The following is a 26512-nucleotide window of genomic DNA, read 5'->3' on the forward strand; positions in this document are numbered from 1 at the left end:
CGCCGGCCGGCACAACAGCCGGTCGGCGCACTGACTGCCTTACAAAAGCGTGAACGGATAGTCGACGATCACCCTCAGCTCATTCAACTTGCCGTCGCGCTGATCGGCATTTGAAGAGACCATGGCGTCACGCACGCGCAGCGACAGGTTTTTCGCCGGGCCGCTCTGCAGCACGTATTTGGCCTCTACATCGGTTTCGTGGTGGTCGCCATCCGCGCCGTAGTCGCCGGCATAGGCGCTGTTGGCCGGGGTGTGGGTGCCATTGATGTCCGAGCCATTGATGTAGCGGGTCATGAAGCTCAGGCCGGGCACGCCATAACTGGCCATGTTCAGGTCATACCGCACGCCCCAGGATTGTTCCCCCGGGCCGTTGAAGTCGCCCCATTGCACCGAGTTGGCCAGCAAGACCGAGTCGCCGCCTTCGCCTGCGCCGTTGTCGCCGGTGCCGATGTAGTCGAACGGGGTGTCGCCATGCACTTTCTGGAACGACAACGTCACAGTGTGCGCGGCCAGGAACGAATAGGCCGCCGCCACCGAGTAGGTGGTGTTGTTGATTGCCCCGGCCTTGGCGCTGCCGGTGTCGAGGGTGCGGTACAGGTTGCCGTCCAGTGCCAGCGACTGGTCATGCGCCAATGGCAGCACGTAATTGAGGTTGGTGTAGTACTGGCGCCAGATATCTTCCAGCTCGCCGGCATACACGGTCGCGCTCAAAGACGGTGTGAAGGTGTATTTGCCGCCGATGAAACTGGCACTGTTGGCGGCCACGTTGGCGTAGGTCGCATAGATATCGTGGTCATGGTTGCTGGTCATGCCGCTGTTGGTGCTGGTGAAATGCCCGGCTTCCAGGTCCAGGCCGGCGATTTCGCTGCTGGTCAGGTCAAAGCCGGTGGCCGTCTGCGGCAAAATTCGTGTGCCGCCAGTGGCGAAGACCGGCGCGGTGGGCTGCATATCACCGAATTTCAGCTGAGTCTTGGAGACCTTGATCTTCACCGCAGCGCCCACCGAACCGTAGCCATTGGCAGGGTCGCCATTTCGGTCGGTGGGCAGCTCACCGGTGCCGGCATCTGCGTGGGTGGCGTCGAGCTTCATCGCGCCGTAAGCGTAGGCATCCATGCCAAACCCAATAGTGCCCTGGGTAAAGCCCGAGGCGTAATTGAGCATCGCGCCCTGGGTCCAGTCGCGGTTGTCGGCCTTGCCGCTTTGGCGATCGCGGTCGAAGTAATAGTTGCGCAACAGGCCGGTCATGCTGCTGCCCTCGATAAAGCCTTTGGAATCTGCCTGGTCGGTGACGGACTCGGCGAAGGCCAGTTGGCTGACGCTGGCACACACCGCCAACGTTAACAGGCTCCACTGTTTGATCATGTTGTTACTTCCCCGGAATAATTAACGCGTGCACAGAAACACCGCATTTTTTTGGACGGAACTTAAGCTGTAATGGGCAGATGTTTTCAGGTGAGCGACAGGCTGTTTTTATTGTGCTCGACGTGTTTGTCGAGACTGATTTTTATCATATTTTTTGCCACCTGCAGCGCGGCCGTTGATTAAACTCGATTAATTAAACTTCACCTCTTTTAATCCGCCACAGGTGTAGCGTTGATAGGGTCTTAGCCGCTCTGCTTCGACAAAACCTTTGGTTTGCCGCCGCAGGCTCTGCGGCGGATTTTTTAGATATGGTCAACTAAACTTAGCTCACTGTTTAAACTCGGAAATGGCCATTCACTAGTGGCGATATAACTCTGCGCGTCACAATTAGTCGTTTTTATCTAGACTGTTGCACCGACGCGCCAATAATCCTCTCGCTTACGTCACAGCCAGGCGACAGCTACGCGATCAACGCCGACAGTGCGCGTAACAAACAGCAAGCGGATTGGTACACAGGGCTCACGGATTAGCGCAAGGGTTTCGGCGTCACGCCGCCGCCACTCGAGGCCATCATCACGGCGAAAAATGGCGACGTTGACGTGGGTAATCCCAACACCCATTACTGACTGCAGATGGACTTTGCCAGCCACACCGTCGAAGTGGCGGCGTGGGTGTTCTCGCCGCTTGCCGCGAAAAATACATGCCCTATCATGGCGCATGCACTCCTCTTAACAAGGACCAGAGGCCTCTTGAATTGCCGGCCGATGACGGTGGCCTCAAAGGCATCGGCTACAACAATGGTCGCGGGTTTGCCCCGGATGGCTCGGGCCCCAGCTGGCGTTCCGATGGGCAAGGCGGCTATGAGGGCACCGGCGAGTACCGCAAGCGTGGGTATAAGTCTGATGGCCGTGGCGGCTATATCGGCACCGGCAATAATAGGGGAGAGCGCTGGAAACCCGATTGAAGCTGCGCTCGCCAGAGGAACGCGGTGCTGATTGTTTCAATCAGCACCGTCGCGACGCTTACTCTTTAACGTCCATGAACTCCGCAGCCCACGCCACGTAGCTCTCCGGCAGCGTGTAGGTATGCGTCAGTTCAGTCGCGCTGAGGTTTGAGGTGCTGCTGGTCATCTTGCGCTGCGCGCGCAGGCTGTCGTAAGTCGCCTTGATCGAGGCAAAGTAGGCGCCGTGGCCGGCCACCACAATGCGCACGCCCAGGCTGGCCAGGCGCTCGCTGTCATTGAGCTTCGGATTGCCGTAGGTCACCAGCATCAGTGGCACGGTGAGGTTTTCTGCGATCTGTTCAAGGTGTTCGAAGTCTTTGACGCCGACCATGCAAATGCCGTCAGCACCGGCATGTTCATAGGCCTTGGTGCGGGCGATGACATCTTCGGTCGGCAATACACCTGCGTTGGTGCGCGCGATGATTGACAGCTGCGGATCGACACGCGCCTCCAGGGCTGCCTTGACCTTGCCGATGCCTTCCTCGACAGAAATCAGGTCGGTGGATTTACGGCCAAACTGGGCGGGCAACAGCGTGTCTTCAATGGTCAGGGCGGCCACCCCGGCACGCTCAAGCTCCTCGACGGTGCGCATCACGTTCAGGGCATTGCCGTAACCGTGGTCGGCGTCAGCGATGAAAGGCAGTTGGGCGACACGGCCAATCCGGGTGGCCTGCTCGACGAACTCACTCAGCGTGATCAATGCAAAATCCGGTGCCGCCAGTACCTGCAAAGACGCGACTGAGCCACCCAGGATACCGACCTCAAACCCCAGGTCTGCCGCGATACGGGCGGACATGGGGTCGAAAACCGAGGCGGTTTCAACGCACATTTTTTTTGCAAGCAATTCACGGAAGTTGCGGCGCAACGCTGAGTGAGAAATCTTCGGCATGTTCTTTCCTGGCTCTGTCATCGTCGAGTGACGATCAATGTCTATTCATGGTGATGCCAGATTACCATGCAGGCGAACCGGGGATTATGACGTTTGAGCATGGGGTAGGCGCCCAACACATGGATTGTTGCTTCACGCTTGGCGGCTGGACACGGCGATAAGGCGCTTTCTGCGCCTAATCACCCATACGCCTGCTGCGCCGTGCCTGCCTCGTGATGGTGCGTCGCGCCAATAAACAGGTACATCGCCGGCACCATGAACAACGTCAACAGCGTGCCGATCGACAGCCCGGCGAAGATCACCAGGCCCATATCATGCCGCCCGGCGGCCCCGGCACCGGAGGCCCAAACCAGTGGCACCACGCCCAGCACCATGGCGGCGGTGGTCATCAGGATCGGGCGCAGGCGCACCGCGGCCGCTTCTTCAATCGCCTCACGCTTGCTGCGGCCTGCGCGCTGCAACTCGTTGGCGAACTGCACGATCAGAATCCCGTGCTTGGTGATCAACCCCAGCAGCGTCACCAGGCCAACCTGGGTGTACACGTTGATAGAGGCGTAGCCCATGGTGATAAAGGCCAGCGCGCCAAACAGGGCCGGCGGCACCGAGAACAGAATCACCACCGGGTCACGGAAACTCTCGAACTGGAAGGCCAGGGCCAGGTAGACGATCAGAATCGAGAACAGCAGCAGGCCGACGAACCCGCCGGACTCCTGGATGAATTGGCGCGATTCACCCGAGAAGTCGGAGGTGTAACCCGAGGGCGCAACCTGGGTCAGGATCGTGTTCAGCTTGGCCAGCAGCTCGCCTTGGGCCACGCCGCTGACGCCCGAGAGCGTGGCCGAGTTGAGTTGCTGAAAGTGGTTGATCGATTCCGGCTGTGTCGACGTCTCGATATGCGCCACCGTACGTGCCTGGATCATGGCGCCTGCGGGGGTACGAATGGAGTAATCGAGAATTTGCTCGGGGTTGAGGCGGTCGACCTGCAACACCTGGGGGATGACCTTGTAAGAGCGCCCGGCGGTGGAGAAGTAGTTGACGTAGTTACCACCCAGTGCGGCAGACAAGGCGGCACCCACGTCGGCTTGGGTCATGCCCAGCGCGGCAATTTTCTCGCGGTCCACCACCAGCTTGGCTTGTGGCTTGTCCAGCTTCAAATCCATGTCGGAAAACCAGAACAGCTGTTGTTTTTGCGCCTCGGCCATGACTGCCTGTGCGACTTCGTTGAGGTTTTCCACCGAGTCGGTGGTGGTGATCACAAATTGCACCGGCAGCCCTTGGGCGCCTGGCAGTGACGGCAGCGGAAACGCCGCGATCGTGGCGCCGGGCACCTGATTCCATTTTTGCTGCAGATCCAGGATCAGCTGAGCCTGGGAGCGCGTGCGATCTCCCCAGGTCTTGAGCAACACGCCACCCAGGCCCTGGTTCAGTGCCGGCAGGCCGGTCAGCTGGAACATTTGCGCGTATTCCGGCTCTTTGTTGGCGATCTGGAAAGCCTGGTCGGCAATCCGTTCCATTTGTTGTGGCGAGGCCGTGGGCGGGCCTTTGATCTGCATGAAGACCAGCCCCTGGTCTTCGGTGGGGGACAGCTCGCTTTTGGCCGTCATGCCGCTGGCGGCGACCAGCAGGAACAGCACAAAACCAAACGTCACCAGCACCGGCCAGATGTCCAGGCCGCCTGACAGCACACGGTGGTAACGCCCGCGCAGCCAGTCAAAGTAGTGGTCGAGCCGGCGTGCGAAACGGCCTTCTTCCTGCCCGGTCTTGAACAGCTTGGAGGTCATCATCGGTGAGAGGGTCAACGCGACCACGGCCGACACGGTCACCGCGCCCGCCAAGGAGAAACAGAACTCCTTGAACAGTGCCCCGGTGAGCCCACTGCGCAGCCCGATAGGCACATACGCAGCAATCAACACCACCGTCATCGCAATGATCGGGCCGCCCAGTTCCCGCGCCGCCAACAGCGCCGCTTCGAGCACGCCTTTGCCTTCTTCCTTGATATGACGGTCGACGTTTTCCACCACAATAATTGCATCGTCGACCACCAGGCCAATCGCCAATACCAACGCGAGCAGGGTCAACAGGTTGATGGAATACCCCAGCAGGTACATCACAAAGAATGTGCCGACCAGCGACAGCGGTATCGCCACCAGTGGCACCACCACCGCGCGGAACGAGCCGAGGAACAGGTAAATGACCACCGAGACAATAATCATCGCCTCAACCAGGGTCTTGACCACCTCGTAGATCGAGGTGTTGATGAACGCGGTGGAGTCATACACGATGTCGCCGCGCACTCCGGTAGGCAGTTGCGACTGCAGTTCGGGGAAGGCCTCGCGCACGCTGTCGGCGACGGTCAGGATGTTCGCGGTGGGCGCCACCTTGATGCCGATGAACACGGAACGCTTGCCGGAAAACGCCACGCTGCTGTCATAGCTTTCGGCGCCGAGGGTGACGGTGGCGACATCTTCCAGGTACACCAGTGCGTCGCCTTTCTGCTTGATCACCAGCCGTTTGAACTCATCCACGCTGTGCAAATCGGTCCCGGCCGTCAGGTCCACCGTCACGGTTTGCCCCCGGGTCGAACCGACGGCAGACAGGTAGTTGTTGTTGGCCAGCGCGGTGGCCACGTCCTGCGCCGTCACGTTATGCGCCGCCAGTTTGTCCGGGTCCAACCAGGCGCGCAGGGCGAACTGGCGCCCGCCGAGGATCTCTGCGGTTTGCACGCCCTGGATCGAATCCAGCTTGGGTTTGACCACCCGCACCAGGTAGTCGGTGATGTTATTGGTGGCCAGCGTGTCGCTGTAGAAGCCCAGGTACATGGCGTCTGTGGTCTGCCCGACGGCGATCGTGAGCACCGGCTCCTGGGCCTGGGCCGGCAGTTGGTTCTTGACCGAGTTGACCTGGGTATTGATCTCGGTAAGGGCCTTGCTCGCGTCGTAGTTGAGCCGCAGCGTGGCGGTGATGGTCGAGACCCCGGTGATGCTCGACGAGGACAGGTAGTCAATGCCCTGGGCCTGGGCAATCGCCGACTCGAGCGGCTGGGTAATGAAGCCTGCGACCGTGGACGCGTCTGCACCGTAGTAGGCCGTGGAGATGGTGACCACGGTATTTTCGGTACGTGGCCATTGGTTCACGGGCAATTCGAAGATCGAGCGCAGCCCCAGTATCAAGATAAACAGCGACACAACCACGGCCCAGACCGGTCGCTGAATAAAGGTATCGGTAAGTTTCATGGGGCACCTTTAATGTTCTTGGGGCGTCGGCGCCGGGTCGTTCAGCGGTGCGGTGCTGTTATCGACCTTCACTGCCGAACCGTTTTTGAGCTTCATCTGGCCACTGGTGATCAGCAGATCGCCTTCTTTCACGCCGGACAGAATGGCCACCTGATCACCACGGGTCGGCCCGGTCTTGATGAAGGTTTGCTGCGCGGTGAGTACCGTTTCGCCCTGGTCATTCTTGCTCGACGTGGCGATGAACACCGTGGTGCCGTAAGGGTTATAGGTGACCGACGTTTGGGGCACGGTGAGGTAGCGCTGGGTGGTCCCCGCGTTGACCACTGCGCGGGCAAACATGCCGGGCACCAGGGTTTGTTTGGGGTTCTCGACCGTAGCTTCGACCGTCACGTTGCGTGTGGTTGAATCGAACTGGGTATCGATGGTGCTGATCTTGCCGGTGAAGGTCTGGTTGGACAGGCCATCGGCGGTCACCGACACCGCTTGGCCGATGGCAATAGCCTCCAGTTGGGTTTGCGGCACCGTGAAATCAATGTAAATCGGGTCAAAGGTCTGCAGCGTCGCGATTTTGTCGCCGGGGTTAAGGTACTGGCCGGGGTTGACGCTGGTAATCCCGATGCGCCCGGCAAACGGTGCGCGGATGGTTTTTTTCGCCACCAGCGCGCGTTGCTGTTCGGCGGCGGCGAGCTTGGCCTTCAAGTCGGCAGTGTCGGTATCAACCTGGGCTTGGGACACCGCGTTTACCGCCAGTTGCGCCTTGTCGCGTTTGAGCACGATCACGGCCAGGTCGGCCGTGGCTTCAAGCGAGTGAAGTTGCGCGATGTCGGCGTCGGCATTCAACTGCACGAGCAGTGCCTGGGCCTCGACGCCTTGTCCGGGTTTGAAGCCGATGGTCCGCACAATGCCGCCGACTTCGGTGGTCACATCCACCCCGCGTACGGCTTTCATCGAGCCGACGGCGGTGACACTCGGTTGCCAATCGCTGAAGGGCACCTGCATGGCCGTCACCACCGCGGCGGGCAAGGGCACTTTGGACTGGGCAATCAGCGCTGAAATCTGCACGAATTTCACCCCGGCAATGATCGCGACTATCACCACGACCACCACGATCATGATCAGCATTGGCCGCCACAGTCGCCGCTTGCGTGGGCTGCCGGGCTGGGGCGGTGGGGCAGCGGCAGTGTTGACTTCAGCCATGGGGTTTCTCGCTGTTTCAGTGATTCAACTCAGTTGAGCCGCGCCGCATCGGCAGGCGCCGCCTTGCTCTTGGTCGGCATGATTTCTTGCCATGACGGCAGGCCGAAACGATCCGGACGGCCCTGGGTGGCGGGGTCCACATCCGCGCGGTTCCACCAGCCACCCCCCAAAGCCTGGAACAGCGCCGTGGTGTCGCTGTACCGCGCGGCCTGCGCCTTGACGCGCGCCAGCGCGGTGTTCTGGTAGGTTTGTTGGGCGGTCAGCAGGTTGATGTAAGCCACCGCGCCGAGGCGAAACTGCGCCTGTACCAACTTGAGGTTGGCCTGTGCGGAGCGTTCCGCCGCCACCTGCTGGTTGAGCGCATCGGCGTCAGCCTGCAGCGCCCGGAGCGCGTTGGCGACATCCTGGAACGCGGTAATCACTGTGCCGCGATAGCGCGCCGCGGATTCGTCATAGGCCGCCACGGCGGCACGTTTGCGATGTTCAAGTGCGCCGGCATCAAATAGCGGTTGGGTGATCGAACCGGCGAGGCTCCAGACGCCGGAGCCGGCTGAAAACAGCTGGGTGCCGCTGGTCACCGTAGACCCCAAAGACCCGGTGATGCTGAACTGCGGCAACTGGTTGGCGACGGCCACGCCAATGTTGGCACTGGCTTGATGCAGTTGAGCTTGTGCAGAACGCACATCCGGCCGCTGGCCAACGATGGCTGACGGCAAGCTGAGCGGCAGTGCTTGCGGGAGTTGCAGAGACGCCAGGTTGAAGCGCTCGTCCCGATCCTGGTTTGGAAAACGGCCGAGGTAAGCCATCAGCTGGTTGCGCGTTTGCGCCAATTGTTTTTGCAGCGGCGGCAAGGTGGCGCGGGTTTGCGCCAATGCCGTTTGCTGAGTGAGCACGTCGGCATCCCCGATGGCGCCCAGTCGGCGCTGCGCCTGCAGCACATCCAGTTGGCCGCTCTGGAGGCGGATGATTTCTTCGCTGGCGGCGACTTGATCCCGCACAGACGCCAGGCTGATGGCGGTATTGACCACATTGGCGGTCAACGTGAGGTACGTCGCCTCCAGTTGGAAGCGTTGGTACTCGGCTTGCGCTGTGGTCGACTCAATTTGCCGACGGGTGCCGCCGAATACGTCCGGGGCGTAGGAAACGCTCAGCGACGCGGAGCTCACCGTGAGAATCGGCGATTCGGCGAGGCCAGACGTGGCCCCGGAGACTTTCTCGCGGGCTTTCTGCACGTTGCCGCTCACCGAGGGAAACAGCGACGCCTGGTCGGCGTAGACCAGCTCGTTGGCCTGGCGCAACGCTGCTTGTGCGGCGCTCACATCAGGGTTGGCCCGTAAGGCTTCTTCGACCAGGGCGTTCAACGCCGGTGAATGGAACAGCGTCCACCATTGCCCGGGAATATCCATCCCGGCAATCAGCCGCTGCGCCGCGCCACCGACGTCAATGTCGGCCTGGGCGGTGGTGGTGAGTGTTTCCCGCGAGTAGTCGGCATTCGCCGCCACGTCGGGCCGTGCGAAATCAGGCCCGACGGTGCAGCCGGCGAGGGCAACGCACAGCAGGCTGAACGAGGCCAGAAGGTGCGAGGGTCGAAAAAGCGCACAGGCTGGCGCCACTGGGTGCGGTCCCGATGCAAGCTGCCGAGGCTGCTCTTTCATAGTCACTCTGATTGATCAGTTGGTTAACTGCTTTTTGGGTTCAGCAATGAGTGCAGGTGCATCAGGCCGGCCGGCTTGGCGTGACGCGGTTCAAGGCACGCGGGGCAGGTGGGTTGAACGTTAATTCAAGAATCGAGTAACCGCCAATAGACGCAGTCTTCAACGGGCGATGATGGGTGAGGGTTGCGCCTATCCTGCGAGTGTCGGTTGACTGCCCCATTGCGCATAACTGCTGTGCGGCGTGAGGGCTTAATCGCCTGGCGTGCGATCACTATAGTTCGAGCACCGTCGCAACGCCTTGCGAGGCGCTGTGCAATCCAGCCGAAGATTGAGGTGAACATCATGAACCGCGAATTCAAGCCTGACCACGCCCACGCCTTGTCGAGCCACTTGGTGGACGCCGAGTACTTTGAATACAGCAAGGCAGCCAATCCCATCAGCGCCAATCTGATCAGCCGAATTCCGTACCACAACTTCCCGGCATCGCTCTACGACAGCGGCCCCTCGCGGGTGGTACCGCTCGACCTCAGCGATGCACTGGGCTGCGCAGGCCCGGCCACCGGGCCGGGGCTGTGTGCCAATTTCATGCGCCTGAACGCCGGCGACGCACTGACCTTGCACCCCAACGCGACGTCGCAAGTGTTTTATGTGATTGCCGGGGAGGGCCGTGTCGTGCAGGGCGAGCACGCCATCGAATGGTCAGCCGGCTGTTTTATCGCGTTGCCTGGCATGCGGGAAGCGCGTTTCAGCGCATCACAGGATGCGCGACTGTACTACGTGCACGATGAGCCGCTGCTGCGCTATCTGGGGGTGACGCGCAGCACCGACCGTTTCGTGCCAACGCTGTACCCTGCAGCACTGGCCAACCAGAAACTGCGTGAAGCGGCAGATGATCCGCATGCCCAGGATCGCAGCCGTATCAGTATCTTGCTGGGTAATCGCAACTTCCCACAGACCCGCACGGTGACCCATGTGCTCTGGGCAATGTACGGCATTCTGCCGGCGGGCTCGATTCAAAAGCCGCACCGGCACCAGTCGATTGCGCTCGACTTCATCATCGACTGCCCCAAGGGGTGCTACTCACTGGTCGGCACTGAGCTGGATACCGATGGCCAGATCCGCCATCCGGTGCGCGTCGATTGGGCGCCTGGCCTGGCGTTTGTGACGCCACCGGGTTACTGGCACGCGCACTTTAACGAGTCCGACCAGGAAGCGTTCCTGATCCCGATCCAGGACGCCGGGCTGCAAACCTATTTACGCGCGCTGGACATCCGGTTCAGCCAATAGTCGATAACGGCGCCGCCCTGGCCTTGTTGCCGGGCGGTTTTAGCCTTTCCAGTAGGGTGTATCACCCAATTGCTCGACGATAAAGTCGATGAAACACCTGACCTTGGACGACACGATTCGCTTCGGCGGGTAGACGAACCACACCGCATACGCGTGCTCCGCGCCACGGATCTCCCATGGATCGAGCCAGGCTTGCAGTTCACCCGCTTCAAGACTCTTGGCCACCAGCCAGTCAGGCAGCAACGCAAAGCCCAGCCCTTGGCGCGCGGCGATTAACTGAGCATCCAGATCATTGATCCGCACACAGGCGTTATGCACCAGTGGCAACACCTCGTTGGCGCGGGCAAACGCAAAGTGCCCGGCGGCATGCGTACTCACAATCGCCGGCAGGCCGGCGAGGTCTGCCGGCGTTGCCGGAACCGGGTGCTCCCTGCAAAAAGCCGGGCTTGCCACCAGCCTGTACTTGCCGTCGCAGATCTTGCGGGCTTTGAGCGTCGAGTCGGCAAGGGCACCAATGCGTATGGCAAGGTCCACGCCTGAATGGATCAGGTTGACCTGCTCGTCATCCAGCACAAGCTCCAGTTTGATCTGCGGGTAGCGGGCCAGAAACAGGTTAACGACCGGAAGGATATGGTGGCGGGCAAATGCGGGCGGCAAGTTGAGTTTAAGTAACCCTCTGGGTTCCTGGTTCAGTGCCGAGGTGGCCGCTTTGGCTTGTTCAAGTTCATCCAGCACTCTGCGCGCGTGCATCAGAAATGTCTGGCCGCCTTCCGTCAGGTGCAGCATGCGTGTGGACCGGTTGAACAGGGCGATGCCCAGATCCTGCTCAAGATCCTTCACGTAGCGTGAAACCGTTGAGGCCTTGATGCCGAGCCGCTCGGCGGCACGCGAGAAGTTATTGCCTTCAGCGGCTTCGACGAAAGCGGTTAGCGCAGTGAAATAATCCAAGTGCCGCCTCGCTATTGAGGATGAGGAAGAGGCGCTCAGGTTACCGGCTCTTGTCACGCGCGACCATTTAACCCCATGGCCACACTGAAAATGGTCGCTGCAAACACGACCAAGGCTACAGGGCGATAAGCCCCTGCAGCCTTGATTGCGGTCTTACACCTTCGGCGCCAGCCACGAATCTTCGGCTTCAATACCATCTGGCTCGTAGGTCCAGGTGATTTTCTCGTAGGTGAACGCCAGGTCTTCCATGTGCCCCATTTGCTTGTTGTTCGGGTCCAGGCAGTTCGGCGTCCATGACTTCATCGACACCAGCACCGCATTTTCAAGCTTCGCTGTGTAGTACTTCTCCTCGGTGCCCTTGGGCGAAATGCGATAGAACTCCAAGGACACGGTTTTCATTTGCTCACCGGACGTCAAGGCCTGGTAGAGCTTGGGCGAAGCCTTGTCGATTTCCTTGGTCAGGGTCATTGCGCCATGCACGCGCTTGCCTGTAGGAAGCCCGGTTTGCGGGTTTTTCGGGATTTCGATGGTGTGGTCTACGGCCTGCAGGAGGATCTTTCCTTCGTGGCCCTGGACTTTGGTCGAACCTTCGATTTTGCCTTGGTTCTGGCCTTCCAGCGTGAGATAGCAGGGCATGGGCATAACGAGCACTCCAGTTCATTGAGTAAGGTGAACGTACGCGATGGCCTTCAAACCGCTTCGCGATGGAGTCAGATTACTGAGCGCGGGCAACCGCGACCCTCCGGTGAATACCTGAATCATTCTTGGGCGCACACGCCCAGTTTGAACGCCCATTGGGTCAGGTCCGCGGCGTTGTGCGCGTCGAGTTTTTTCATCAGGTTCAAGCGGTGGGTTTCAACCGTTTTCAAGCTGATGCATAACAGTTCGGCGACATCGCGGTTGCGCGCGCCTTCAGCCACCAGCTTGAGGATCTGGCGCTCGCGATCGGTCAGCGTGATGCCCGACTGTGCGCTGGCATTTGCACGCAGCGCGGCGACCTGGTCGGGGTTCAAGTCGGCATCCAGGAATGGCTTGCCCGCGAGCAACGTGGCTATCGCCGTCCTGAGCACCTCACTGGTACTGCTTTTGAGGACGTAACCGTCCGCGCCGGCATCCAGCGCCAGGGCGGCGTTTTGTTCACTAAGACGAGCAGTGAGGGTCAGCACACGGATACCCGGCCAGCGCTGGCGTATCAGCGGCAGGGCAGAAAGGCCATCCATCACCGGCATGTTCAGGTCCAGCAGCAGCAAGTCAGGCGCCAGGGCGCGGCACACATCCAGCGCCTGGCGCCCGTTCTCGGCTTCGCCGACCACTAGGATTCCAGGTGCGTCGAGAAGCAGCGCACGCAACCCCTCACGCATCAGTGGGTGGTCATCTACCAGCACAATCCGATAGTCAGCCATAGGTCATCCTGTATGAGGGGGTATCAAAAGAGCCGCGCGCACACGGTCTCAAGACTGCGTAATGCGGCTTCGCAGTCAGCCTGTTTTTGTTGTTCTGCACTGTGTTCAAGCTGACGGCCGAGGAGCTCCAGTTCGCGTTCACCGAATTGCCCGCAGGTGCCTCTGAGGGTGTGTGCCAGTTGCGCCAGCTCAGTGTAATCCGCCACGTCGTACGCCTCGCGCAGCGCACCCAGCAAGTGTTGCGTGTCGACCCGAAACAGCTCGCGCAGGCGCGGTGCCTTGAGCGGCGATACGGCTGGCGGCTCAGTGGTCTGTCCCGGTAACGCGCCAATTGCACCGGCGGGCATCGGCGCAGGTTCCATGCCGCGCTTGAGTTGCCAGGCAATCGCGGTTTCCAATGCGCGGAACAACTGCCCGGGCAGCACCGGTTTGGCCAGGTAGGCATTGGCGCCCTGGCGCAGGAAACCTTCGCGATCACCTTCCATGGCGCTCGCTGTCAGGGCGATGACCCAGACCTCGTCGTCGAGCACCCCGTTCGCCCCCGAACGCAACTTGCCGATGGTTTCCAGCCCGCCCATCACCGGCATTTGACTGTCCATCAGGACCACGTCGAAGATCACTTTGCTCATCAGTTGCAAGGCTTGTTCGCCATTGCTTGCGCACTGGAAACGGTGGCCAAACCGTTCAAGGTACAGGCAGGCGATTTCACGGTTGGTCGCGACATCATCTACCACCAGAACGTTGAGTTGGTAGGCTTGGCCAAGCAGTGTGTCCATCTCCTCGCGTACCGGCGGTACGATCACTTCATCCGGCGCCAGGGGCGGGAAGGGCAGCACCAGGGTAAACGTCGAACCATTGCCGGGCGTGCTTTTGACCCCAAGCTCGCCCCCCATGAGTTGCGCCAGGCGGTGGCTGATGGAAAGGCCCAACCCGGTGCCGCCGTATTCACGGGTGGTGGAGGCATCGGCCTGGCGAAACGCATCGAAAATCTGTGCCTGTTTGTCCTCGGCAATACCAATGCCGGTGTCTTCGACGCTAAAACCCAAGGTAATCCCCGGCCCCTTCCACACCAGTAGGCGCACTGAGCCCCCCGGGGTGAACTTGATGGCATTGCCAAGCAAATTGAGCAATATCTGCCGTAAGCGCAAAGGGTCACCCTTGACGCCCACCGGCACGTCGCTGGCCACCTGCACTGTCAGGCGCAGCCGCTTCTCTTGCGCACTCGGCACCAACACGTTGATCGCCTCGGTCACCAAGGCCACCACGTCGAACGCGGTGTGTTCGACGATGAGATTGCCCGACTCGATTTTTGACAGGTCGAGAATGTCGTTGATCAGTGCCAGCAACACATCGCCGTTATCTCGGATAGACCCCACGAAGCGCAGCTGTGGCGGGTCCAATGATGTGTCGGCGAGCAAATGGCTCATGCCGATGATCGCATTGAGCGGCGTACGGATCTCGTGGCTCATGTTCGCCAGGAACTCGCCCCGGAGCAGATTGGCCCGGTCGGCGCTCTGCAAAGCCTCGCGCAGCTCGCAGGTGCGTGTCTGCACCTGGTTTTCAAGCCCCAGACGCTCGGTGTGAAGGGTGTCGAGCAGGTCGTTATAGGCTCGGGCAAAGCGCCCCAGCTCATCGTCGTGAACCACCGGCAGGCGGCGAGTCAGGTCATCGGAGTGGCGGGTTTCTTCGATGGCCTGGGCAAAACCGGCCAACGGGCGCGCGAGTTGTTGGCGCAGTACGGTGAGCAGGCCCAGGGTCAGCAGCACCAACCCGATCAACGCAAACGGCGCTTCCTTCATGATCAGTTGCAAGGTGTTGGCCTGCAGGCGCGCTCGCGGGTAAAGCGACACCAGGTACCAGTCCAGCACATCCAGGCGCGCGACCACCGCCGTGCCATGGTTGAGCTTCAGTTGCTGGGGAAAGGTGCCTTTCATATCCAGGCCTGGCAACGGCGTCGTCAGGTAACGGTACTCTTTGGGCGCCCCTCCGGGCAGCGTGGCAATCGGCAATCCGGTGTGGTCGATGATGTAACCGTTGTAGCCGCGCAGTAACTGCGACATGCGCGCGAAACGATCGTTGAGCTGCAGGTCATAGCCGGTGATGACTTCCACCTTGCCGTCCTTGTCGCGCCCGATGGCGGCCACGGTAATCAATTGCTGCCCGGTATGGGGGTCATAGACCGGCCCGTCCCAGACTATGTCGGCCTTTGCATCCGGCAGGCGCTTGCTCAAGTCCCGCAGGTACTCAGCACGGCTGGCAGTAAAGCCCTTGACGGGGTAGGGGCCGGTGGTAAAGGCCGCGCCGATACCCGGGAAGTAGAAAAACGTGTCCACAATCATCGACTGACCCGCTGCGCCATAGGCTTCGGCAGCCACCGCGGCACGGGGTAACTGGGTCGACGGCGCGGCGCCCGGGTCCGGCAGCCAGCACAGGGTGCTGCGCGGCGTCGGTATATCGAGTTCTTCGGTCGCCGGGCTGCGCCACAGTCGCAATAACCGGCGGGCGCCATCGGCGCTTTCCTGCAAATCATCGTTATCGACGCGAGTGATCAACTCCACGCGCTGGCTGAGCTCCTGCAGCGACTCGCGCTCCAGTTGATGGTAGACGCGCCACGCGCTGAGCCCGGTTGCAACACACCAACTGCCGGCCAGAACCACGACCAGCACGCAGGTAATGCGTAAAGCCAGTGACCGGCGCCATAGCTTTCTCATTCAGGTGGGCTTTTGGTATCGGCCGACGCTACCGAGGACGGCATGCCCGACCAGCCATAGGCAATCTGCGCCGGGGGGGCCTGCGCGGCCAAACGCCGTTCGGCAACGCTGCCTTGCGCGGCTTCACCCACTGCGTTAGCGGCGTCCTGGGTATCCATGGCGGTCAGTTGATCACTGATGGTTTTCAATTGCTCATTGATCGCCTTGGACTGGCTGTCGGCAGCCTGTGCCTGTTGGTCGGTGTGTAGCAAGGTCTGCGCCCCGGTATACCGATAGGTGAGTGTCAGTTGGGTAATGTTATCGCTGGCCATCAGGTCACGCTGGTCGGGAAAGTCGTCCTGGGTCAGGGTGCGTTGGCCACTGGCAAACGCCTGCAGGAAATCGATGAAGCCATGCTCGCCGGGCCAGCGTTTAGTCAGCGTGTAGTGCGCAAAACGGACCTGCAGGCTGACATCGCCGCACGCGCCCGGCGTCCAGGTGAAGGGCGCGCTGGTGGGGAAATTGAAGTTGTCCAGGACGGTTGAATGGTTGCTGCATTGCAACGTCAGTCGGGTTTGCTGCGGTAATTGCCTGGCGCCCAGGTTGATCGACAGCGGTGTGGCCTGAATGCTGACCACCGAGGCAAGGCTGGGCAGGTTGAGTTGCGGCTGCAACACCGCCTGCTGTGCCTGCAAGGCTTTTTCAGCCGTTTGCAGATTTTGCCGTTGCGCCTGGCGTACAGCATGTTGCGCCGCGGTTTGCCGCGTGGCGGCTGCGAGGTCCGACTGAGCATGTTGCATGCGGCCAAGGTAGGCGAGAAAGGCCCTGCTCAACGGCACTTTCTGGCCCAATGCAATAACCGGTTTAAAGCCCTGCGCATCCTGCTGGATGAAGGTCTTGATGGGACCATTGAGAAACCGTGGGAGCTGGCCGCGCTCGCCATAGAGTGCGTCATTCAACAACACCGGGTCGTGCACGCCTTCTACAGCGCCCAATACCTGGCTGTTCCACGCTTGCTGCAATTGGCTGGCGGCAATCTGGCCGGCATAGGCCATCTCGACATCCAGGCCTCCGGCGGCCAGTGTCCACACGAGCGACTCGCGCGCGTCACCTTGCGTCAGTTGCTGGCGCAACCCGTCGCGCAGGTCTTGAGCATCCCACAGGGCTGCGGACTTGATCGTCGGGTCGTTGCCGAACCCCCAATTGTCGAGGGCGACCTGGAACGCCTGTGCATCGCTCTTGCGCAGGTCAGTGGCTACCGCCTGCAATGTTTGATTGAACTGGCTGAGCACCTTTGCCTGCCTCATATCAGTGTTCACGGCATCCACGCCCTGGGTGACTGAACCGCTGCTGGCGACATCCTTGATTGCGTTGCCGCCCAGTTCATTGGCGATGCGCAGGTGCCCGAGCAGGCTGCCGTTATCCGCGGCGGGGGTTTCTTGCGCCAGTTCAAACAGGCGGTTCATGCGCACGCTCAGTTGCGCCCACGGCCGACGGTTGGCCGCCGGAATCAAGGCGAAACGTTCGGCGGTGCGTTGCAACAGTTGCCGGTAAGGCGCACGTGCGGTACCGACGGTACTGAGCGCGTCGCGCCATTGAGCTTGGCTGGTCATCCGGGCTTGATCCATCGAAAGGTAACCTTCGATAAAGCGGTACCAGGCATCCTGCGTGTCATTCTGGTACTGCACAAGAAAATGCTCACGTTGATTTTTCCATAATGCCTGATTACCGGTCGCCGCGATCAGCTCATCAATGAACCCCAGAATCGCGCTGCGGCCTTCGACCGTAAATGCGCGGGGCAGCGCGGCGTCGGCGTCTTTGGGCAGCTGCGAGTAGTCAGAGTAGCGAAGCGTGGGCAATTGCGGCTGTTGGTCAGCCCAGGCTTCCAACCAGGACAATGATCGATTGGCAAGGCCCAGGCCATTCAGCTGGCGCAGCGCGTTAGCGCGATCCTCCACCAGGGCTCGCTCGTCGGTTTGCCAGTGCAGGTAAGCCTTGAAGCTGCCGCTCAAGGATTGCACCCGCGTGGCACTCGGCACCTGATCCGGCAAAAACCGCCGCAGCAGCGGTAGCAGCTCTTCGCCAGGGCCGGGCAGCGCATTCAGGGAACCACCGGCGAGGCGCGCATTGATCAGGTTGATGCGCCGAACCAACAGCTCCGTGTAGCTGGCGATCAAGGTGTCGTCGCTGCTGGTGGCAATGGCCTGTAACTGATCCGGCAGCAGCCTCATGAACAAGGGGCGCTGCAGGTTTTTGTCGAAGCTGGCCACGTAACCATCACGGTCGAACTGAATCAGTTGATTGACCCGGTTGTGGAACGGCAGCCAGCGCTTCCAGCTCGGCGTCACCTCATGCTCAAGGTTCTCAATAAACTGATGGTACTGGTCAAACCTGTGTAGATCGTGTTCCAGGCCTTTATCCAACGTGCTGGTCGGCGGCCATGTTTGCGCGATCAGGGCCAGCTCGTGACTGACATGATTGCTGGAGTAGATCAGCAGGCCGGCAAAGGCGCCGCAACCGACCAGCCACAGCACCACTGCGGCATGCGCGGACAAGCGGCGCCAGTGCCGCCAACCGTCGATCGCGCGGTACGCGAAGCGTTGTGAAGGCAGCACACGGTCGAACAGTTCATGGCTGAACCAGCCGACCGTGCTGCCATCGTCCTCAACCCCCTGGGCGGTCAAAAACAGGCCGGACAACAACGGAGGCGCGCAGTAAGGGTTGCTGGCAAAGGCGGGTAACAACAGCTGTTCCAATGCCGGGCGCAGCGCGGCGACGCGCTCGGGAAAATGCAGCGCCTGGGCAGTGGGCAGCAGCCGTTGCCCCAGGTCGACCCGTAGTTCGAAGAGGCGACGACCGATCTCACCCAGTACCTTGTCCAGAAATACACGAGCGTCTGCATCGCTGCCATCGACCAGCAGGCCGAGCGCCTGCTGGCGCTGATGCTGAGTAAGGCTGGCAGCCCATTGCGGCATGCCCTCAATGCGTTCAGCGCCGGTCAGGACCAGATACACCGGCAGGCGCGCGCCGAATACCTTCACCAGATCGTCCAGTTGGAGGCGCAAGTTCTGCCCCAGCGCGGTCAGCTGAGCCTTGTTCTGGTCTTGCAGAGACTCAATCGCAATCTCCAGAATCACGCCGTTCAGCGGTTCGCGTCGGCGTGAACGCAACAGGCGCAACAACAGGCGTTTCCAGGCACTGGCAGAATCGAGCAAGCGGCGCGAAGGGTCGAGTACCACGGCATTCTCGAAAAACCACCAGTTGAGTACGTCGCTGGGTGGGCTGCCCGCCGCATGCGGTGCTGAACGCAACGGCGTATCCAGGCCGCTACGCGCCAACAGTGTGCTGTTGGCGCGGGTGGTATCACCGAGCAGCATGAACCAGGGCAGGGCATAGAGTGCAGAGCCCAAGTGGCCCGCCTGGCCCAAACGGGACTGGCGCAGTAAACGCACACCGGTGTTCCAGCACTGATCGACATCGGGCTCGAGCGGCTCGGTGCGCCCAGGCAGGTCACGCTGCAGGCGCTGGCGCAGGCGCCAACCTTGCCAGTACCGCAGCGCCCGCAACAGCAACCAGGTGCCGAGCATCACGGCGAGGAGCATCAGTGGCATGCACCACAATGGCCAGCCCGACAGCACGGTGACGACCCAGCACACACACCCGAGCACAATCAGCGCAACCATCCAGAACACGGCGACAAGCGCTTTCATTAACATTTCAATGGGCCTCCATCAGCATTGCAGCGGCCGCTGCCAGCGGCCGGTCCAGGCCGACGTAGAGTGCCGCCAGCCCCAGCAGCGGAATCACGATCAGCAGGGTAAGCACCAGCGCGGGCACTCGCCGACGCGCGCGGCGGCGTTGCGCCGTGACGCCGAATGAGGGCTGGCTGAACAGCGTGCCGGACGCTTGCAGCGTGGCCATCTGGCCGTCCCGGGCGATGCGTTGCAGGCATTGCCGACGAAACTCGTCCAGCTCGCTGGCTGGGCGCGTTGCGTAGTGGCCGGCAAACCCGGCGAGCAAGGCCAGGCCAAACACCTCACGGACCGCACCCGCTTCTTCCGGCAACGCCTGCCAGCGCTGGAAGAATTCCACCCCGGCCCGCGTGGTAAAAAAGTAGTGGCGTTGCAACGGCGAACGCCGCCACTCAGCGGCGCCGGGCCACGCAGTGGTCATTGCGGTTTCGTCCACCCAGGCCACCACCGAAAACAGCGATTCGCGTACCCATGCCTCGACGTAACCGAGCTCACGGGCGCGACTCGCCGCCATGTCCAGCTGGTTGATGAGGCGTGCTGTGGCGGTGGCTGCCGACGCCGCGGGATCGGCGAACACGGCCCGAGTGCATTCAAAGACGCCGACCCAGCAGTCGGCCAAGCGACCTTCGTTCATGCGCGGACCACCACCAGCTCGACCAGCATGTCTGCCGGGGCGTTGGGCATAAACAATGCGGCGGCCTGGGTGCTGCAGACTGTTTCCCAGGCCTCGCTCAGTGGCTCCAGGCGGTAATAAAGCGCTCCGGGCCGACGCGGCATACCTTGCGGTGGCACTTGCAGGTAAATCAGCTCGACCCCCGGCAATGCGCGGTTGATCAGGTCGGGCATGTCCTGCGGCGCACCCAACTTGGCATCCAGTTCCAGCTGCTGCGCCAACCGCGTCGGATCACCGTCGCTGCGCACCACCAGGTAATAGCGGTGGCGCGGGCCAAGAAAGGCATCCGGCAAGCAGCTTTGAAACAACCCATCGCTGGGCAGCAACCGCACCAGAAGTTCTGAACCGACGCTGATCTCGTTAAGCAACTGGCCGATCAACCCGGCCGCCAGGGTAATCGCCTGGCCGCAGGTTTCATGCTGATAGGACGTCAGCAGCGATCGACCCTCGTGGGTTTGCCCCAGCATGTCGCAACGCTCGCTGAACACACTGAGTTCACCGATCAATTGCCGCAGCGTCCCATACACTTGCCACGGCGAGACGTGTGGCGTCTCCAGCAGGTGTGTCAACAATGGGCCATAACGGTTGAGGATCACCAATGCGAGCAAATTGTGGGTGTGCGCGGCATCGAAGTCACCGTAACGCGCATCGCCGGATTGCTTGAACACCTCCAACTGGCGGGCTCGGCCGACCAATTCGTCACGGGTGTCTCGCAGCGTTTGCATCAATGCCGGTGAGGCACCGATCATCACGCAAGGCGGGATGTAGCGATCGGCCAAATGAATCCGGTCACCGTCGTGCTCCAACCGCGCGATAGGCAGCAATTCATAGGCCCCGAGGTTGTCGAGTTCCTCTTCCCAGAACAGACGCAAAACGTAGGACATTTGCCGCACCAGCGCTTCAGGGGCGTCGCCGTGACGGTCGTCCAGCGTTTGCGGGTCAGCCCTGACGGCAAACCGCACGTTGGCTTTTTCGGCATCTTGCAGCGCTTCGAACACCTGGGCATCCGGTTCGCCCGGCTGGCTGCGCTTGAGCCCGACATACAGCGTGCGGCTGTCGCTGACAAAGTCTGCGAGCGCCAGCGGGCGACACTCCAGTAAGGCGTTGCCGGGGTATTCGACCAGGCTGCCGTCGGTAAACCGCACCGACAGTTGTTCAATCCGGCATTGACGCGACGCCAGCGCAGCATCGTTCAAACACATCGATATCAGCCCCCAGGCATGCGGCTGTTGGCAGGCAAGGGTCCTCGTCACCAGGCTTTCCAGGCGTGCATCATTCTGCTGAAAGTGCTGCGGTTGCAGGAACAGGCCTTGATGCCAGTAGAGCGGTTTGTCGATGTTCATAGGGCACCTCGACAGCGTGGGGAAACACACCAAAAAGCCATCATTGGCCGGCGTCCGTCAGGCTGACTTCGCCTTCGGCGGGTTGCTCGGCGGGCGGTTGTTGCAACTGGCTTTGCTGGCTGCGCAACAGTGCGTCAGGCCCCAGCAACAGGTTGATGGCCAGCGTTTTCGGGCGGGCGGTCCAGGTTTTACTGAAACAGCCGGTGGAGGCCACGTCTACGCCAATCCGGTAGAGCTTGACGCTGCGCTGCGGGTCCAGGTGGGCATAGCCGGCGCTGATGCCGACCATTTTTGCCCCCTCCAGGCGCGGCAAGCGCACGGTGCGGGTCTGTCCCGGCTCGATAAACAGGCGTGTCAGGCCGATCAGGTCCGGTGGCGCGCTGCTCATCAGCAACAGCTTGCTCAGTTGCTGGCTGCTGCCGGTGTAGGCACTGAACGCGTTCGGCTGCGCGAACTGAGTCACCACCAGCAGGAGTGTGTGTGCCTGGCCGTCGTATTGATTGAGGTCTTTGTCGGCGGTCAGCGTGAGTTCAATGCTGTCATCGGCGTAGTTCCACTTCAGCTCGCTCAACGCTTGTTGCTGCGGTGTCAGACCGTTACTGCTACAGGCGCTGAGCAACACACCGAGCAGCAGCACCGCGAGGGTTTTAAGTGCCACGGTGTTCATCTCAACACCAGCACTTTGGTCTGCCCAGGCGCGCTGACCATGCCCACGGTATTCTGAGGGGCACCGTTATGCCCGGTCAGGCAGGTCACCCGCACCGCCGGTTTGCCGCCGACCGTGACGCAGGTGCTGGCGTTGAGAAAGGTCATCTCGCCCATGATCCGGCCACTGAGCAGGCCGCCTGCGGCGCCGGGTTGATCGCCATTGCTGATCGTCACTTTGCTCATCAGCGTCATCGCCGGCATACCCATCACCAGCACGTTCGACATCAGGCCGGCGGGGTCGGCCATGCGCGTGTCGGCGATGTTGGGGTAGGGCACGGGCAAAGGCCCGGTCGGGCTGGGTGTATTACACATGTCAGGGGCGGTGGCGGTAGCCACTGCACCATCATTGGTCAGCATGAACATGGGAGGACTCCTAACCGAGTTTGATGCGCTGGCCATCCAGCGCGACGGTGATGTCGGCGAACAGGTCGAGGGTTTCGCCACGCAGTTGCCAATCGTTTTTGACCTGCTGGCTGACCGAGCCTGCGTAGAGGTCTTCGTGCCCTTCGACACGGCGGCGGCTGTCGCCGAACTCGGCGGTATGGACCTGCGCGGTCTGGTGAGCGTGCAACGCGCTGTCGTGGCGGTGCAGCCAATGGCTGTCGGCGCGCTCACCGCTGACCTGCAGCGTTTGGGTTGTCAGGCACGCGTGGCGGCTGTGCAGCAGGACGTCAGCGCTGCGCACGGCAAGTGCCGCGCCGGCATCCAGGCTGATGCCGTCCCGCGCTTCTATATGCAGCGCACCTGCCGGCACGTGCAGGTGCAGGTCGCCGTCCACACTCAAGCGGGCGGGCGCGCTGCTGTCGCGCTCCAGTACGCTGAGGATGTAGCCGCTCGTATCCTCCATGCAGATCAGCACCGCATCCCCGAGTGCCGGGCGCAGCAGGCAACCGGCGGCGGGCTTGAGCCAGTAACGGCGCCCGTCGGTACTGACGACACCAAAACGCTCGCCATCCTCGGCATTGACCCGCCCATGGTGCAACGTGGCCGGGGATTGACTGTGCTGCGGGGCTTGCAGTGGCATGGTGGTCTCCTTACAGCGTCGGCTGCCAACGGTCGGCGGCCAGGCGCAGTGGGTCGGCAGGGCGAATGTCGTCGAGGCGTGCGCCTTTCCACTGACAGTTGTCCAGTTCGGCGGCGTGCAGGTTGGCGCCGAACAGGTCGGCATCGGTGAAGTCGGCACCGCTGGCGCGCAGATAGATGCATTGGGCGTAGCGCAGGCGGGCCCGCAAGAACTGCGCGCCGGGCAGCACTGCGCCGTTCAGGTTGGCCTGGACCAACCCACTGTCGGTGAAGTCGGCAGCGCTCAGACGGGCGTCGGTAAAGATCGCCTGGATGAGGTTCGTGGCGATGAACCGCACTCGAGCGCCCTGGCATTGGAACAGCGACAGGGCACGGGTCTCGGCGTGGCTCAGGTCCACATCGGTCAGGCTGCTGCGATCAAAGGCACATTGCTCAAGGTGTGCGTCGATCAGGTAGAGGTTGCGCAGCAGGCTGTCGGTCACGCGCACTTGCTGCCATTGCGCTGAGCTGGCATCGGCATCACACAGGCTGACATGATCCAGTTGGCATTGGCGCATGATGCTGCCGCGCAAATTCGGCACTGAGAATGCACAGTCAATGAAACTCAGGTTGCTGGCGGTGGTTTCGTTGAGGTTCAACCCAACGGCCTCGCAGCGTAACCAGCGGCCACCGTCGAGGGTCGCGGTGGCCAGGTTTGCCCCATCGAAGTGACAGTTTCTGAAATCGACCTGACGCAACTGGCTGCGCGAAAAATGGCTGCCTGCCAGTTGGCAGTCGACCCAGGTACAGGCCTCAAGGTCGGCGTCGTTGAAGCACGCGTTGCGCGCATCGATCTGCTCCAGGCGCGCATGGCGCAGCGTCACCCCACGGAAGTCACCACCGGCCAGGCACAGGTTACGCAGTACGCCACCCTCGGCGACGCGTGCGCGCAGTTGTTCGGCGGTTATTGATTCAGACATGTTCGAGTTCCTCGGGTAATCGGCAATAGCTCAATAAAGCGCCGTCCAGGCGGGCCCCGAGGCCTCGGGCGCCTTCGCTGGTGACCGCATGCAGATTGCAGTCGCGCAGGTCGGCCTGATCCAGACGGACTTTGCGTAGGCGGGCTTGCTGCAAGTTGGCGCCGACCCACTGTATTTGGCTGAGGTCACTGCCGGTGAAGTCGGCATTGCGCGCGTCCAGGCGATAACCGTGGCTGCTGCGCAAGTTGCAGCGAATCAGCAGCGCGTTGTGCAGGTGGCTGCCACGCAGGCTTGCCCCCGGCAGTGACACGTCTTGCAGGCTGGCATTGGCAAGGTTTGCGTTATCCAGGCGAATGCCGGGCAACTGGCAACCCAGGTCCAGTTGCAGCTCGGCCGCATGGGCATCGGTCAGGTCGATGTCCTTACCGTTGACCCCAGACCAGGCCGCCGAGCCCAGGCTCGCGCCGGCCAACCGGGCCTGGTCCAGCAGGCAGTCGCGCAAACGTGTTTGCGTTAACTGCGCTTCGCGCAAGTCGATCTGCTGCAGGTCGCAATTTTTGAAGGTGCTGCCGGTCAGGTCGATACCTGGCCAATGCGCGGCAGCTAACACACAGTGATCAAACAGGCAGCGCTGCAGTACGGCGCCGGTCAAATCACTGGCAGACAGGTCCAGGCCGACAAAACGCGCGCCTTCCAGGTGGTCACCCCGGGCGTGGGCGGCTTCGAGTAACGCGCGAGTCCAGGGCCCGGCTTCAGGGATGACGCTGTGGCGGCTGGCAGCAGGCGGCGGCGATTTGTCGTTTAACGGACTGGCCGCCGGCAATTTCATCCGCAGTGCCTGCATCTTCGTATTGATCTGCTGTTCTGTCTCCCGCATCGCTTGCAAACCGGCGCTCAGTTGTGTGCGCACAGTGGCTTTGCGTGACGCCGGCAGGGGCAAGTGGTCAAGACTCGACAGTAAGTCTGTCCTGGCCGTGCGGGGCGCGTTGTGCTCAACCTGTTTGATCGCTTCGCGTAGCGCCTCAGGCTTCATGTGCAGGTGGACCGCGGTCTGGTCGATGAACTGCTCGGTTGCCGCCTGCGCGTGGTCAATGCTGGCCTGAATGCGCGCCTTGAGGGCGGCTGGGTCAAACGGCCGTGCCTCGGCCGGCGGGCGTTGCGTTAATGCGGCGAGGTTAGGCGCAGTCGCCGGGTACTCGGCCGGGTTCAACCGTTTGCCGAAGCGTTTGCCGACGTCGCCGGCACGGGCCAATACGTTGGCTTGTTCGGCCGCGAAGGCCGCGTAACGCGCATCCAGCGAGGCCTGCATACGCTGAATGATGGCGTTTTTGTCGACGGTTTCAGGCGCTATTGGCTTGGCCGCAGGCGGCGGCTTGAGCGACGGCCAGAGTTTTTCGCAGCAGGCGGCGGCGGTTGCCGTAGGTGCGTCGACGCGTTCATACACGGCGCCCAATTGCGCTATATCGGCGCCGTCAAGATCGGCCACAGCGACCTCGGCCCGGTACAGCAGCAACACCCGCTCAACGTCGGGGAATAGCCACACCGTGTCCAGGTGCACTGGCGGCTCTTCGATCTCGGGTGTCGATGCCGTGCGCTTGAGAAACACCCGGGCTCGGAAGGCGGGCAACGTCCCGCCGATTTGCGCCTGCACAGGGTGCATGCCGTCAACGCTCCAGGTTTCGTTGCCGGCCCAGTAATCTGAGTGGCATTGATCCTGAGCGACTTCATCAAACCAGCGGGCGTCGCAATCCAGAGGGGGGCAGGGTGCCCGACGTGCTGTCCAGTGTTTATCGCAAGTGCCCCACAAGCTTCGGCGTTCAAGGCACTGCGGCGGCAGCGGACGCAGGCTGGCGATTGGCAGCGTCTGGCCGGGTAGCCGCATGGGCAAGTGTGCGTTTTCGATTTGCGGCAACGGCATGCCCACGCTGCTGTCGGGGTCTGCCAGATAGCCGCTGCCTTCGGGGTTATCCGCCCAGCCGGCGCCGCCGAACGCGTGCTGCAAATCCAACGGCAAACGCAGGAGCGGGCCGGTTGGACGCGCCGTGAACCCGAGCGCCCCGCGTTCCCAGCACCTGGGTGGGTGCAGGTGCAAGGTCTTACTGACGCTCGCGATGCGCACGCGCACGGCCATGCCATTGCGTTGCTGCTCAGGCGTCAGCGGGTACGCGTCGCCCTGCACGGCGACACTGCCACGGGCCTTTTTCAAACCACTGTCGAACGGCTGTTTGTCGAAGCGCTGGCTGAGCCAGGGCAATGCATGTTCAGCGGCCAGCACCTGGTGGTCGGCACCGAACAGCAGGCCCACGGTAATTGCCAGGGTCGCAGGCCTCGGCCCCTGTTGACGGGCCAGGGTCAGCAGACTTATGTCGGAATAGGAAAGGTGCATG

19 protein-coding genes are annotated in these 26512 nt (G+C 61.7%); 2 read left to right on the top strand and 17 right to left on the bottom strand.

The genetic code is table 11. From position 1 onward, the window contains the following. Positions 1-39 precede the first annotated feature (39 nt). Positions 40-1362, bottom strand: a complete 1323-nt coding sequence (locus tag JFT85_RS01565) for an OprD family porin (RefSeq protein WP_069551583.1) — start codon at positions 1360-1362, stop codon at positions 40-42. A 754-nt stretch (positions 1363-2116) separates the two neighbouring features. Between JFT85_RS01565 and JFT85_RS01570 the strand changes: the two genes are divergently transcribed. Continuing rightward, on the top strand, positions 2117-2326 hold the full coding sequence (locus JFT85_RS01570) for a hypothetical protein (protein WP_201230942.1): 210 nt from the start codon (positions 2117-2119) through the stop codon (positions 2324-2326). A 58-nt stretch (positions 2327-2384) separates the two neighbouring features. Here the strand turns inward: JFT85_RS01570 and JFT85_RS01575 are convergent, their stop codons facing one another. The 4 genes from JFT85_RS01575 to JFT85_RS01590 all read right to left on the bottom strand — a co-directional run bounded on the left by JFT85_RS01575 (position 2385) and on the right by JFT85_RS01590 (position 9297). Continuing rightward, positions 2385-3254, bottom strand: a complete 870-nt coding sequence (locus tag JFT85_RS01575) for an isocitrate lyase/PEP mutase family protein (protein WP_064452377.1) — start codon at positions 3252-3254, stop codon at positions 2385-2387. Between the two features lie 179 nt (positions 3255-3433). Next, on the bottom strand, positions 3434-6487 hold the full coding sequence (locus tag JFT85_RS01580) for an efflux RND transporter permease subunit (RefSeq protein ID WP_073637527.1): 3054 nt from the start codon (positions 6485-6487) through the stop codon (positions 3434-3436). A 9-nt stretch (positions 6488-6496) separates the two neighbouring features. Beyond that, positions 6497-7609, bottom strand: coding sequence for an efflux RND transporter periplasmic adaptor subunit (locus tag JFT85_RS01585; RefSeq protein ID WP_201230858.1), 1113 nt, complete (start codon positions 7607-7609; stop codon positions 6497-6499). A 104-nt stretch (positions 7610-7713) separates the two neighbouring features. Continuing rightward, a complete protein-coding gene (locus JFT85_RS01590; RefSeq protein WP_201228941.1) occupies positions 7714-9297 on the bottom strand; it encodes an efflux transporter outer membrane subunit in 1584 nt (527 codons plus the stop codon). A 384-nt stretch (positions 9298-9681) separates the two neighbouring features. Between JFT85_RS01590 and JFT85_RS01595 the strand changes: the two genes are divergently transcribed. After that, a complete protein-coding gene (locus JFT85_RS01595; protein ID WP_201228943.1) occupies positions 9682-10626 on the top strand; it encodes a cupin in 945 nt (314 codons plus the stop codon). Positions 10627-10665: 39 nt separating this feature from the next. On the opposite strand, the gene JFT85_RS01600 is transcribed toward JFT85_RS01595, so the two are convergent. The 12 genes from JFT85_RS01600 to JFT85_RS01655 form a co-directional block, all read right to left on the bottom strand. After that, on the bottom strand, positions 10666-11574 hold the full coding sequence (locus JFT85_RS01600) for a LysR family transcriptional regulator (RefSeq protein WP_053256109.1): 909 nt from the start codon (positions 11572-11574) through the stop codon (positions 10666-10668). 153 nt (positions 11575-11727) lie between these two features. Then, the gene (locus JFT85_RS01605) at positions 11728-12216 is read right to left on the bottom strand and encodes an Hcp family type VI secretion system effector (RefSeq protein WP_053256108.1); all 489 of its coding nucleotides are present in this window, start codon (positions 12214-12216) and stop codon (positions 11728-11730) included. 116 nt (positions 12217-12332) lie between these two features. Then, positions 12333-12977 (bottom strand): response regulator, encoded by a 645-nt coding sequence (locus tag JFT85_RS01610; RefSeq protein WP_069551586.1) that lies wholly within the window; start codon positions 12975-12977, stop codon positions 12333-12335. Positions 12978-13000: 23 nt separating this feature from the next. Next, positions 13001-15688 carry an ATP-binding protein gene (locus tag JFT85_RS01615; RefSeq protein ID WP_201228945.1) on the bottom strand — a complete coding sequence of 896 codons (2688 nt, stop codon included), beginning with the start codon at positions 15686-15688 and terminating at the stop codon, positions 13001-13003. Continuing rightward, positions 15685-19377 carry a type VI secretion protein IcmF/TssM N-terminal domain-containing protein gene (locus tag JFT85_RS01620; protein WP_201228947.1) on the bottom strand — a complete coding sequence of 1231 codons (3693 nt, stop codon included), beginning with the start codon at positions 19375-19377 and terminating at the stop codon, positions 15685-15687. Before JFT85_RS01620 ends, JFT85_RS01615 begins: the two co-directional genes overlap by 4 nt. A gap of 7 nt (positions 19378-19384) precedes the next feature. After that, on the bottom strand, positions 19385-20053 hold the full coding sequence (locus JFT85_RS01625; RefSeq protein ID WP_053256104.1) for a DotU family type IV/VI secretion system protein: 669 nt from the start codon (positions 20051-20053) through the stop codon (positions 19385-19387). After that, positions 20050-21435 (bottom strand): type VI secretion system baseplate subunit TssK, encoded by a 1386-nt coding sequence (tssK, locus tag JFT85_RS01630; RefSeq protein WP_069551589.1) that lies wholly within the window; start codon positions 21433-21435, stop codon positions 20050-20052. The genes JFT85_RS01625 and tssK overlap by 4 nt, the downstream gene beginning before the upstream one ends. Positions 21436-21475: 40 nt before the next feature. Next, positions 21476-22102: a type VI secretion system lipoprotein TssJ gene (tssJ, locus tag JFT85_RS01635; protein WP_201228949.1), complete on the bottom strand. Its 627-nt coding sequence runs from the start codon at positions 22100-22102 to the stop codon at positions 21476-21478. Next, positions 22099-22506: a DUF4150 domain-containing protein gene (locus tag JFT85_RS01640; RefSeq protein ID WP_053256101.1), complete on the bottom strand. Its 408-nt coding sequence runs from the start codon at positions 22504-22506 to the stop codon at positions 22099-22101. The genes tssJ and JFT85_RS01640 overlap by 4 nt, the downstream gene beginning before the upstream one ends. A gap of 10 nt (positions 22507-22516) precedes the next feature. Further along, positions 22517-23167, bottom strand: a complete 651-nt coding sequence (locus JFT85_RS01645) for a DUF3540 domain-containing protein (protein WP_201228951.1) — start codon at positions 23165-23167, stop codon at positions 22517-22519. Between the two features lie 10 nt (positions 23168-23177). After that, positions 23178-24125, bottom strand: coding sequence for a pentapeptide repeat-containing protein (locus JFT85_RS01650; RefSeq protein ID WP_073637522.1), 948 nt, complete (start codon positions 24123-24125; stop codon positions 23178-23180). Beyond that, positions 24118-26511, bottom strand: a complete 2394-nt coding sequence (locus tag JFT85_RS01655) for a DUF2169 family type VI secretion system accessory protein (protein WP_201228952.1) — start codon at positions 26509-26511, stop codon at positions 24118-24120. The genes JFT85_RS01650 and JFT85_RS01655 overlap by 8 nt, the downstream gene beginning before the upstream one ends. Position 26512 lies beyond the last annotated feature (1 nt).

It is taken from the genome of Pseudomonas sp. TH04 (genome assembly GCF_016651355.1).
Lineage (GTDB): Bacteria > Pseudomonadota > Gammaproteobacteria > Pseudomonadales > Pseudomonadaceae > Aquipseudomonas > Aquipseudomonas fluorescens.

Bases quoted from the DNA above. Each gene is read 5' to 3' on its own strand.
- JFT85_RS01565 (WP_069551583.1), bottom strand. From the start codon at position 1,362: ATGATCAAACAGTGGAGCCTGTTAACGTTGGCGGTGTGTGCCAGCGTC.
- JFT85_RS01575 (WP_064452377.1), bottom strand. From the start codon at position 3,254: ATGCCGAAGATTTCTCACTCAGCGTTGCGCCGCAACTTCCGTGAATTG.
- JFT85_RS01580 (WP_073637527.1), bottom strand. From the start codon at position 6,487: ATGAAACTTACCGATACCTTTATTCAGCGACCGGTCTGGGCCGTGGTT.
- JFT85_RS01585 (WP_201230858.1), bottom strand. From the start codon at position 7,609: ATGCTGATCATGATCGTGGTGGTCGTGGTGATAGTCGCGATCATTGCC.
- JFT85_RS01595 (WP_201228943.1), top strand. From the start codon at position 9,682: ATGAACCGCGAATTCAAGCCTGACCACGCCCACGCCTTGTCGAGCCAC.
- JFT85_RS01605 (WP_053256108.1), bottom strand. From the start codon at position 12,216: ATGCCCATGCCCTGCTATCTCACGCTGGAAGGCCAGAACCAAGGCAAA.
- JFT85_RS01610 (WP_069551586.1), bottom strand. From the start codon at position 12,977: ATGGCTGACTATCGGATTGTGCTGGTAGATGACCACCCACTGATGCGT.
- JFT85_RS01615 (WP_201228945.1), bottom strand. From the start codon at position 15,688: ATGAGAAAGCTATGGCGCCGGTCACTGGCTTTACGCATTACCTGCGTG.
- JFT85_RS01620 (WP_201228947.1), bottom strand. From the start codon at position 19,377: ATGAAAGCGCTTGTCGCCGTGTTCTGGATGGTTGCGCTGATTGTGCTC.
- JFT85_RS01625 (WP_053256104.1), bottom strand. From the start codon at position 20,053: ATGAACGAAGGTCGCTTGGCCGACTGCTGGGTCGGCGTCTTTGAATGC.
- tssK (WP_069551589.1), bottom strand. From the start codon at position 21,435: ATGAACATCGACAAACCGCTCTACTGGCATCAAGGCCTGTTCCTGCAA.
- tssJ (WP_201228949.1), bottom strand. From the start codon at position 22,102: ATGAACACCGTGGCACTTAAAACCCTCGCGGTGCTGCTGCTCGGTGTG.
- JFT85_RS01640 (WP_053256101.1), bottom strand. From the start codon at position 22,506: ATGTTCATGCTGACCAATGATGGTGCAGTGGCTACCGCCACCGCCCCT.
- JFT85_RS01645 (WP_201228951.1), bottom strand. From the start codon at position 23,167: ATGCCACTGCAAGCCCCGCAGCACAGTCAATCCCCGGCCACGTTGCAC.
- JFT85_RS01650 (WP_073637522.1), bottom strand. From the start codon at position 24,125: ATGTCTGAATCAATAACCGCCGAACAACTGCGCGCACGCGTCGCCGAG.
- JFT85_RS01655 (WP_201228952.1), bottom strand. From the start codon at position 26,511: ATGCACCTTTCCTATTCCGACATAAGTCTGCTGACCCTGGCCCGTCAA.